At 36.5% G+C, this 11002-nt stretch carries 10 protein-coding genes; 3 read left to right on the forward strand and 7 right to left on the reverse strand.

Annotated features, from left to right (window positions below):
- The first annotated feature begins 199 nt into the window (after positions 1-199).
- Together tatA and Q0K76_RS12485 are read left to right on the forward strand one after the other, a co-directional pair.
- Positions 200-376 carry a Sec-independent protein translocase subunit TatA gene (gene tatA / locus Q0K76_RS12480; RefSeq protein WP_294616002.1) on the forward strand — a complete coding sequence of 59 codons (177 nt, stop codon included), beginning with the start codon at positions 200-202 and terminating at the stop codon, positions 374-376.
- A gap of 12 nt (positions 377-388) precedes the next feature.
- A complete protein-coding gene (locus tag Q0K76_RS12485) occupies positions 389-1573 on the forward strand; it encodes an FAD-dependent monooxygenase (protein ID WP_294616003.1) in 1185 nt (394 codons plus the stop codon).
- A 72-nt stretch (positions 1574-1645) separates the two neighbouring features.
- On the opposite strand, the gene Q0K76_RS12490 is transcribed toward Q0K76_RS12485, so the two are convergent.
- The 5 genes from Q0K76_RS12490 to raiA form a co-directional block, all read right to left on the reverse strand.
- Positions 1646-2683: an NADH:flavin oxidoreductase/NADH oxidase gene (locus Q0K76_RS12490; RefSeq protein WP_294616004.1), complete on the reverse strand. Its 1038-nt coding sequence runs from the start codon at positions 2681-2683 to the stop codon at positions 1646-1648.
- A 241-nt stretch (positions 2684-2924) separates the two neighbouring features.
- Complete coding sequence (locus Q0K76_RS12495; RefSeq protein ID WP_363322497.1) at positions 2925-4127, reverse strand: MFS transporter; 1203 nt, start codon at positions 4125-4127, stop codon at positions 2925-2927.
- A 73-nt stretch (positions 4128-4200) separates the two neighbouring features.
- Complete coding sequence (gene mutY / locus Q0K76_RS12500) at positions 4201-5247, reverse strand: A/G-specific adenine glycosylase (protein ID WP_363322498.1); 1047 nt, start codon at positions 5245-5247, stop codon at positions 4201-4203.
- Between the two features lie 2 nt (positions 5248-5249).
- Positions 5250-6401, reverse strand: a complete 1152-nt coding sequence (gene pheA, locus Q0K76_RS12505) for a bifunctional chorismate mutase/prephenate dehydratase (RefSeq protein WP_294616006.1) — start codon at positions 6399-6401, stop codon at positions 5250-5252.
- Between the two features lie 108 nt (positions 6402-6509).
- A complete protein-coding gene (gene raiA / locus Q0K76_RS12510) occupies positions 6510-6839 on the reverse strand; it encodes a ribosome-associated translation inhibitor RaiA (protein ID WP_294616007.1) in 330 nt (109 codons plus the stop codon).
- A 320-nt stretch (positions 6840-7159) separates the two neighbouring features.
- On the opposite strand from raiA, the gene trmJ reads away from it, so the two are divergent.
- Positions 7160-7891, forward strand: a complete 732-nt coding sequence (gene trmJ, locus Q0K76_RS12515; protein ID WP_363322499.1) for a tRNA (cytosine(32)/uridine(32)-2'-O)-methyltransferase TrmJ — start codon at positions 7160-7162, stop codon at positions 7889-7891.
- Positions 7892-7962: 71 nt separating this feature from the next.
- On the opposite strand, the gene cysS is transcribed toward trmJ, so the two are convergent.
- Positions 7963-9354, reverse strand: coding sequence for a cysteine--tRNA ligase (cysS, locus tag Q0K76_RS12520; RefSeq protein WP_294616009.1), 1392 nt, complete (start codon positions 9352-9354; stop codon positions 7963-7965).
- A 260-nt stretch (positions 9355-9614) separates the two neighbouring features.
- Positions 9615-10979: a lysine-sensitive aspartokinase 3 gene (gene lysC / locus Q0K76_RS12525; protein WP_294616010.1), complete on the reverse strand. Its 1365-nt coding sequence runs from the start codon at positions 10977-10979 to the stop codon at positions 9615-9617.
- Positions 10980-11002: the final 23 nt, after the last annotated feature.

Genomic DNA, 11002 nt, shown 5'->3' on the forward strand with positions numbered 1-11002 from the left:
GATTTTTCATTGTTTTCTTTCCTTATATTCCTTATATTTCATGTTGGCCTGTATATTTTTATACAGGTCTTTTTTTTATTCCTAAACGTATCATGTAATCCCCTTATAAAAAGGGTATAATAAATCAAAAGTTAATAAATTCTATTTGTTAAATCCAATATCTAACAAAACAGTTGTGTTTATTTGAGAGGATTATTTTATGTCATTTAGTATCCCGCACCTTTTGGTTTTTCTTGCTGTGGTTGTATTGTTATTTGGGACTAAAAAGTTACGTAATCTAGGTTCAGATCTTGGCAGTGCTTTAAAAGGCTTCAAAAAAGCCATGAATGATGATGAGATTGAATCTAACCAAGATAACAAAATAGATAATAAATAGTTGCCTTAAAGTATGAAGTTTGATTTTGATGTTGCTATTATTGGTGGTGGGTTAGTTGGTTTGGCAACGGCCTGTGCACTTAGTCAATGTGATCTTAACGTTGCTGTTATCGATACTAAGTTTGCGCAATATACAGATTTAGATTCTGATATAATAGGTGTACGTGCCTCAGCAATTAACGGTTCCAGCCAGCTCTATTTTGCGCAAATTGGTGTGTGGGATGATTTGTGTACCAGTCAAAGAGTTCAAGCTTTTACTGAGATAGGCGTATGGGAAAAAGACGGTCAAGCCCATCTATCAGCGCATGCTCAAGATTTTGGTTATCAAAATTTAGGTTATATCATCGAAAATCATGTTATGTCACATTATCTTTATCAATATGCATTAGCATGTAGCAACATTCGTTTTTTTAGCTATGAGGCTGTTAATAGTGTATTAAATGATGATTATGCTAGTTTGACATTAGCCGATAATACTATTTTACAAGCCAAGTTAGTTATTGGTGCCGACGGTGCACACTCATGGCTACGTCAGCAACAAAAAATCCCTGTGATTGAGCGAGATTATATTCATCATGCAGTGATAACAACGGTGACCACAGAGTATCGGCACCAATCTTGTGCCAAACAAATTTTTTATCCGAATGGTATTATTGCGTTCCTGCCCCTTTGGCAATCCAACAAAAGTTGTTTAGTTTGGTCGACTAAGCCAGATAAAGCTTCAAATTTAGCATCTATTTCCGAAATAGAGTTTGCCAATGAGTTATTTGCTTTAACTGGTGATAAAGTAGGTCATTGTCAGTTAATTAATCCACGTATGGTATTTCCACTTAAAGCGCGTTTTGCCAAGTGTTTTGTTAAGCATCGATTAGTACTAATCGGTGATGCTGCTCATACTATTCATCCTCTAGCTGGGCAAGGCGTGAATTTAGGTTTTCAAGATTCAGCACTTTTAGTGGCAACCATAAAGGATTTAGTTGCTGTTAATAAAGATATTGGCCTTTCAAAAAATTTGCAAGCCTATCAGTTGGCTCGTCGTAAAGATACACTGGTTATGTTAGCTGCCATGCGAACCATTCAAGATATGTTTAATGGTGATCTTTTGTTGAAAAAATTGCTTAGAACAATAGGAATGAATGCCGTTGATCACTGCTCACCATTAAAAAAACAGCTGATTAAATATGCTATGCATATTTAATCAGCGTTTTAGGCAATGATATCTTGCAGTATGGTTATAGAGTTATTTATCGAATCAAAATCTATTTTATTATCAGAAAGCAATTTTATAGGGTTGTGGGACAAATGGTGAATTAGGGATATGTAATGCCCAATATGGATCGCGTAGTAAACCTTTGCCAATTGCAACTAAATCAGCATCACCAGTACTTAATACATAATCAGCAAGATAAGGATCTTCAAGCATTCCGACGGTAATAATTGGTAAATGAGTGGCTTGTTTAATTGCTCGAGCTAAGTAAACCTGATAGCCAGCATGAAAGTCTGGGGTATGCATGGGATCAAGTTGCCCGTCACCGCCACCACTTACATCTAATACATCGGCGCCAGCTTGAGCAAAACGCTGAGCTATTTTACATCCATAGTCAATTCCATAGCCATTTTTACCATATTCTTGTGCTGAAAAACGCACAATAAGTGGCATATCTGTTGGCATAACTGATTTGGCTGTTTTAATCACTTGCTCACCAAATAGTAATTTGTCTTGACCATATTCATCTGATCTTAAATTGGTTTTGGGTGAGCAGAATTGATGTATCAAATAACCATGTGCACCATGTATTTCAATAGCATCAAAACCTGCTTCAACTGCTCGTTGGGTGGATTGTTTGAATTTTTGAATAAGTTCGAGGATCTCATCTTTAGTTAATTCGCGAGGCATTTGATATTGCCATTTGGGATTTGCTTCGTTGTTGCCATCAAAAATAACCGGCGAGCAGGAGACAACATCGTCGGTACCCAAAGCTTTACGGCCAGCATGGGCAATTTGGATGGCAATTTTACCGTTTTGCGCATGCACCGCATCAACAATGCGTTTCAATTGGTCTCGTTGCTCATCATTCCATAAACCTAAGCAATTAGGTGAAATGCGACCATTTGCAGCAACGTTAGTCATTTCTACAATAATTAGTCCAACACCACCGACGGCGCGTGATACATAATGGATAAAGTGCCAATCATTCGGCATTCCGTCCTTGGCGACATATTGACACATTGGTGGCATCACAATTCGATTTTTGAGTGATAAATTTTTTATAGTATATGGGTTATTAAGGTAAGATACTTTAGTCATAAATGATTCCTAGAATTATAGTAAATAAATTGAGATAAAATTATTATTGAATATAAAAAAACAATATTATTTTTTAGTACTTGCAATTCATTCAATACGTTTACTAATCATAGCGTAAGCAAATATAACGATAGGCATATTTTTACTTTTTGATTTATCTATCATCTTATACCGTTTTATGGTGGTTAGCTATTATTAGTCTATTATAAAAATTACTATTAATTTTTGAAAAGGCAGTAGGTTAATTTTGACAAGATGTTTCAGGAATACTATACGTTTTGATATGGTAAATCCAGACAATAATCCCTAATAACGCCAGAATCGTTCCTGCAACAGTAATTGCAAACCATCCGTAATGACTATATAAATAGGTAGATGTAACCGAACCTAACATTCCGCCAATAAAGTAACTTACCATGTAGCCAGTATTCATACGGCTACGCGATTCAGGCCTAATTTGGTAAATAGCATTCATATTGGAAACATGCGTGACTTGTACCGCAAAATCTAACAAGACCACACCTAAAATTAATGCCATTATTGAGTAATGTGCGAATGATAGTGGTAACCATGAAAGTAGCAGTAGCGTTAAGCCAATCGATGTGGCTACGGCTCCTTTGCCTTTGTCAGATAACCGGCCAACAATTGGTGATCCTATTGCGCCAGCTGCGCCAGCAAAACCAAATAAACCAATAATAAAATCAGAATAGTGATAAGGTGGATCGCTTAATAAAAATGCCAGTGGTGTCCATAATAATGAAAATATGGCAAATGAAAGCACAGCTAGTATTGAGCGGATCCTTAACGTCCGTTCCTGTCGGTAGAGCGAGCCAATAGAAACCATCAACTGCCAATAGTTTATATTGGTTTTGTTACAATAATTTGGTAGAGATAGCCAAAGAAGTAGGGTTACAATAATCATGATAACAGTTGCAATCCAATAGACATTATGCCAATCGCTGATAGATGAAATGGCACCAGCAAAGGTTCGCCCTAGTAAAATCCCCAGTAACATACCACTCATTAACGTGCCAACAATTTTGCCGCGGTGCTCTGGTTTTGCCAATGTCGCAGCAAAAGGAATTAGCACTTGGGCAACGGCTGAAAATAACCCCGTTATTGCCGTACCAATAATTAGCATCCATAAATTTTGCGATAAGGCACTAATTATTAGTCCACAAATAGTTAACATCATTAATATCAGGATTAATTGTTTGCGCTCAACTTTGTCACCCAGTGGAGTAATAAACAGTAAGCCAACTGCGTAACTGAATTGGGCACTCATAATAATTGCGCCGGCATGTTTAATAGCAATATGTAAATCATCAGTAATGGAATGTAATAGTGGTTGAGCATAGTAATTACTAGCAATGGTCACGCCAATAGCAAACGCCATTAAAAATACTAACCACCCCGATAAACCTTGTGATTGCTTGCAGTGCATAAATAGAAATAAAAGGAAGAATAAATGATGGTAAATTATACTCTAAAAAGACAAGGTTTGCAGAGAGATGGACTTACTTAATTAACTGATGTAATAATTTATAAATAGGGGTAGCTAGTCCAATTTTGGCATCTTGTGTTTTTAGATTGTACCAATAACCATTAGATTCATCTAAGCATTTATTATGATTTAATATTTCACAATGGATAGGAATGATATCCAGATGAAAATGACTAAAAGTATGGCGAAATGAAATTAACTGCTGAGGGTGGGTTGTTTTGATGCCGTATTGGTTTAACCAATCAAGCAATGCCTGTTTACTCGCAAATTCAGGTAAGCAATACAATCCGCCCCAAATGCCAGCAGGCGGTCTTTTTTCAAGCCAAACACAGTGATCTTGTTCAAGCATTAAAAAGTAAGCAGTTTTTTCAGGTATAGTGTTTTTGGGTTTTTTAGTTGGAAACTGTTGCCAACTTTCTGTCTGGTAAGCGACACAGTCATTATGTAATGGGCAGAGTGTACATTTGGGTTTGCTACGAGTACAAATCATCGCCCCAATATCCATCATTGCTTGATTAAATTTGGCAACCTCTTGTTGAGGCGTCACTTGCTCGCTTAATTGCCATAGTTTATTTTCAACCGCTTTATTACCCGGCCAGCCTTCAATGGCAAAATAACGCGTTAAGACGCGTTTCACATTACCATCTAAAATTGGATAATGCTGATTTTGCGCCAGCGATAAAATAGCTCCTGCGGTTGAACGGCCAACACCGGGTAGAGCTACTACGTCTGCAAATTGTTTGGGAAACTGGCCATGAAATCGCTCACTAATTATTTGTGCGGTTTTATGTAGATTGCGGGCACGTGCATAATAACCAAGCCCGGTCCACAGGTGCAGCACACTATCTATTGGCGCTTTAGCTAAATCGACAATAGTCGGGAAATGTTCAATAAAACGTTTGAAGTAGGGGATCACTGTTGCAACTTGGGTTTGTTGTAACATAACTTCAGACAACCAAACATGATAAGAACTTTTTTCAATCTGCCAAGGTAGCGTTTTGCGCCCATACTGCTCGTACCATTGGAGTACTGGTTGTGAAAAACGTTGCATTGTCACAATAATTATATTACCGCTGTAATTGAATCACTTGGGTAACAACCTAGCACTTTTGAAAATAAAGTAATTGTCGACAACTGTTTTAATGCGGTTTGCATTTCATAAGAATTTATATTGCCTTGTAAATCAATATAAAACATCTCTTCCCACGGATTACCATGGATTGGTCGTGATTCAAGTTTTGTCATAACAATATTATGTTCGCGCAGGACTAATAATGCATCCACCAGCGCACCTGCTTGCTGACCGGTTTTCATTAAAATAGTGGTTTTTGCAGGAATTTGGTCGGAAACATCGATCGGTTTACGTGCCAGAATAATAAAGCGAGTAATATTCTCTTTTTGATTAGCAAAATTATGTTCAAGTACTTGTAAACCGTATAATTCACCGCCATCTTTATTCCCCATAGCTGCAACATTTGGGCTATTTAATTTGGCTACTTTTTCCATTGCTGATGAAGTACTATCACAATACACAATCTTCCAATGCGGGAAATTCTCTAAAAAATGACTACATTGTTGAAAGGGTTGTGGATGACTATAAACGGTATTAATTTGATCAAGTTGAGTATTTGGTATTGCCAAGATGCAGTGATCGATTGGTAGTGAAAGCTCGCCAATTATGTGTAGATTAGTTTTTTGCAGTAAATCATAAACTTCGTTAATAGAGCCTGAGCTAGAATTCTCAATCGGCAAAACACCATAGTTGACCAATCCTTTTTCAACTTGTTCAAAAATATCTTTAAAGGTAGCGCAACCAGATTCAATCATTTGTTCAAAGTGATTACTGGCATAACGGCGTGCCGCTGAGTGTGAATAAGAACCTTTTGGCCCAAGAAAAGCCACTTTAGCACTAATAATGGTATCTTGATTGAGTTTTTCTTGCAGGATTTTTTGTTGTAACAGGACTGAATCTTCAATAATAATTTGATATAAGCGTTTAATAAATAGTTCATCAAGATGATATTCTTGGCCTTGATTAATTAAAGTCTTGATTAATGAACGCTCACGTTCAACATCACGGACAGGGATATTAGCCGCAATTTTAGTATGTATCACTTCCGTTGCTAGTTCACGTCGTTTCGCTAGGATTGCTAAAAGAGATTTATCCAGTTCAGTAATTTTATCGCGTAATGGTAATAAAGGATTTACAGTCATTTTTGAGTTAATCTATTTAAAAACGATGCAATATTATAGCAAGTCAGAAAATAAAGGCACTGTTAAAGTGCCTTTATTTTTAAATTGAATTTATCGGGATTGTCCTAATTATTCTTCTTCTGGCAATACTCCTTTTATACTGTCAAATGCACGGCGAGATTCGCCTTTATGTTGAAGTTTATTAAGCTGTTTCTCAAGTTTACCAATAAGGTCATTAATTGCTGCATACATATCAATATGTTTAGCTGAAGCAACTAATGGTGCTCCTTTTGTTGCAATTGTCGCATCAATAATAAATCCATCAGGCTCTTTTGATAAAATAAAGTGAGGATTGATTAACTGCGCCCTCCATTTATCTAATTTAGCAAATTTATCTTCTAGATAACTACGAATTGCTGGGGTAATATCCATTTGTTTACTGGTAATACTTAAAGTCATAGTAGATCTCCTTTATAGTTGTTAACTCTTATTGCTAACATAATTGGTATTGCTAATGACTACATTGGCAAATTATTTGTATTTCGTCAATAAAAAAATTATAACAATATGATTATTAGTTGTTTATAGTAAAAAATTGTTGATTAGATTAACTTTAAATTGACTTCAAGTAATTTCTCTCTAAAAGTAGAGGCGGCGCAGTAACATTGTCTAACTGTTGTTTGACTTTTTATCTATTGTTAATCTAGCTGCATCTTGGATTTATTTTAGTATATACTACTTTTTATTAGGATTTTTAGGTGTGTTTAAATGAGGAAGATGTGCATTATTTAGATAATATTAAAATAGTTTTGGTCGAAACTTCCCATACCGGTAATATGGGATCTGCTGCCAGAGCAATGAAAACTATGGGGTTAACCAATCTATGTTTGGTCAATCCTATTATTAAACCAGATTCCCAATCAATTTCATTAGCGGCAGGCGCTAGTGATATTATTAAAAATGCTCATATTTGCTCTTCACTTACCCAAGCAATTGCGGATTGTAATCTAGTGATTGGTACCAGTGCACGTTCCCGTAGCTTACAATGGCCAAATTTAACGCCTAAAGTGTGTGCTGATAAAATCGTACAACAAGCGCTTAACAGCAAAGTGGCTTTGGTATTTGGTCGCGAACGCGTTGGTTTAACTAATGATGAATTACAAAAATGTGATTATCATGTTAGTATTCCCGCTAATCCTGACTACAGTTCGTTAAATTTGGCTATGTCGGTTCAAGTGCTTTGTTATGAAATTCGCATGTCGATGTTAAATACTCAAGATCTTACTAGTAATTCGATAGAAGTAGCCGAGGTTGATTTTCCTACCAATGCAGATATTGAGCGGTTTTATCAACATTTACAACAGACTTTATTAAATACAGGTTTTATTAATGCTAATCATCCGGGGCAGGTTATGGGACGTTTGCGCCGATTATTTACTCGGGCTCATGTAGAGCAACAAGAACTGAATATTTTACGCGGGATTTTAACTTCAATTGATAAGAAGTTATGATATGGTTAATAAAAGCACCCACAACGTTATGGGTGCTTTTTTAAAATTGTTTATTAGTGAATTGTATTAATCTAGCTTTTTTTCCGCCAAGTTGTGCCATTGGCACCATCTTCAAGAACAATATTCATGGCATTTAATTTATCCCTGGCATCATCAGCTTGAGCCCAATTTTTGTTAGCTCGAGCTTCATTACGCTGTTTAATCAATGCTTCTATCAAAGTTATATCAACATCATCGGGTGTTTCACCTTGCAAGAATTTGACCGGATCTTGTTCTAGAAGTCCAAGCACCGATGCTAAATAACGTAATTGTGCGGCTAATTTATTAGCTAGTGGCATATTATTATCAGCTTTGGCTTTATTGATCTCTCTAGCTAAATCAAACAGTGTTGAGTATGCTTCTGGCGTATTAAAGTCATCATCCATCGCATTACAAAATTGTTGATAATAATCACTATCTACTGTGGTGTGTGGATGATTAGCATCAGTATCACGTAAGGCGGTATATAAACGTTCAAGTGCTATTCTGGCTTGTTTTAAATTCTCTTCACTGTAATTTAGTTGACTACGATAATGACCTGATAGTAAAAAATAACGGACTGTTTCAGCATCATAGTGTTTTAATACATCACGAATAGTGAAAAAATTATTTAGTGATTTGGACATCTTTTCTTGGTCAATCATTACCATGCCTGAATGCATCCAGTAGTTAACATATTCTCCATTATGAGCACAGGTTGACTGAGCGATTTCATTTTCATGATGTGGGAACATCAAATCAGAACCGCCACCGTGAATATCAAAATGATGTCCTAATTGGTAACTATTCATCGCCGAACATTCAATATGCCAACCGGGACGGCCTTTACCCCATGGCGAATCCCAGCTAGGCTCATTAGGTTTTGACATTTTCCAAAGAACAAAGTCCATGGGATTGCGTTTAACATCAACTATATCAACGCGTGCTCCAGCTTGAAGTTGTTCTAAATTTTGCCGCGATAAAATTCCATAATTGGGATCGCTATCTACCGCAAACATAACATCACCATTATCGGCAATATAAGCATGATCTTTGTTAATGAGTTCTTCGACTAGCTGAATAATTTGTGGCATATGACGAGTGGCGCGTGGTTCAACGTCAGGGCGTTTAATATTAAGCGCATCGAAATCAGCATACATCTCTTGTAACATGCGATCGGTTAGTTGATCACAAGTCTCGCCATTTTCCAGTGCGCGTTTAATTATTTTATCATCAACATCAGTAATATTGCGCACATAAGTTAAATTGTAACCTAAAAAACGTAAGTAGCGAGTCACAACATCAAAGGCGACAAAAGTACGACCATGGCCAATATGACAAAGATCGTAAATAGTCACGCCGCACACATACATCCCGACTTTATTGGGTGAAATTGGTTTAAAAGGTTCTTTTTCGCGGGTGAGGGTATTAAAGATCTTAAGCATAAATTATCCTAATGATAAATTGACAGAAAGGTGGAATTGAAATAGGTGGCAATATAACAAAAAATGGTTATTTACTCAATCAACTTACCAATGCAAGTGGTTGTAATCACTTATAACGGATATTTGAATTTGAGTAACATTAAAAATTGCCACATAAACATTTGGTTATTCGATTTCGCCACTATTATTTTCAAATCTTTATTGTTATTCCGTCAACAACAGTCGACGGAGTTATGGTGATGAAGTAAAAATGATGAAATTTATCTTTCAAAAATGTTGTGGTGTAGAAGTTTAATAATGGTTTCTGCATCACTGTTTTTTACTAAAAAGCAGGCATTATGGGTACTTGCACCATAGCAGCAAAGTCTTATACAAAAATTGTCTAAGGCGCCAAAAACTTCTTTAGCCACCCCTTTGGTTGTCGTAAGGTTGTTGCCAATAATAGCAATTAATGCCAGATCTTCTTGTACATCTACATGGCAAACAGTTGAAAGTTCATTAAATAGATCTTTGGTTAATAAACTATTTCCGTTGGTATTAGTTCCTGTGGTATCAATAGTTAGCGCGACACTAACTTCTGATGTTGCGACTAAATCTACAGAAATATTATGTTTCGCTAAAATTGTGAAAACATTAGCAAGAAAACCTTGAGCATGTAACATGTTTAAACTTGTTAAGGTAAGTAATGTTTGTTTTCGGCGGAGTGCTAATGCTCTAAATGAAGGTAATTCTGAGGTAATACTGTTGGTATTGTACACAATGGTGCCCCCAGCTTGTGGCGCTTTACTGGAACCAACAAACACCGGAATATTACTACGTACAGCAGGGACCAGCGTGGCGGGGTGTAAAACTTTGGCTCCAAAAGTTGCCATTTCAGCTGCTTCAGCAAATGATATTTCATCAATACGCTTAGCAGCAGGCGTAATGCGTGGATCGGTTGTATAGATGCCAGCAACATCAGTCCAAATATCAATTTGCGTTGCATTCAATGCCTCACCCAATAAAGCGGCGGTATAATCACTACCACCTCTACCTAATGTGGTCGTTTTGCCAGAACTTTCGCTGCCAATAAATCCTTGTGTCACAATGATATTATTAGCAGTTAATGATTTTAAATGTGCACAACAAAGTTGTTTAATATCTTCAATTTTAGGTATTGCTTTACCAAATTTGTCATTAGTACGCATAACTTTCCGAACATCAAACCAAATAGCATGTTTTTGTTGTTCTTTCAAAATTTCGACAAAAAGCTTAGAAGACATTATTTCACCATGACTAACAAGTTCATCGGTTAATGCGGGTGAAGTAGCAAGGCTCGCTGCTTCTGAGAGTGAAGCAATATTGGCAATAATCTGATCAATTTCAGCACGTAATTGTGGATTTTCAGGTAGTTGTTCTAAAATGTTGTATTGGATGGTTTGAATTTTGGCAAGATGTTGGGCACGCACTCCTGCATCACGTCCTTCAGCTAGGGCTACTAATAAATTAGTTATACCAGCAGAGGCAGATAAAACGACAACTTTAACCTTAGGATTTGCGATGACAATGTTAGCGCTATTTACCATTGCAGGGTAGTCTGCAACACTAGTACCACCAAATTTAGCAATTACAAATGATGTTTCCATGGATTCCTCATATTAAAAATTTT

Origin of the sequence: uncultured Gilliamella sp., assembly GCA_945271295.1 — a bacterium.
In the GTDB taxonomy this organism is placed as follows: domain Bacteria; phylum Pseudomonadota; class Gammaproteobacteria; order Enterobacterales; family Orbaceae; genus Gilliamella.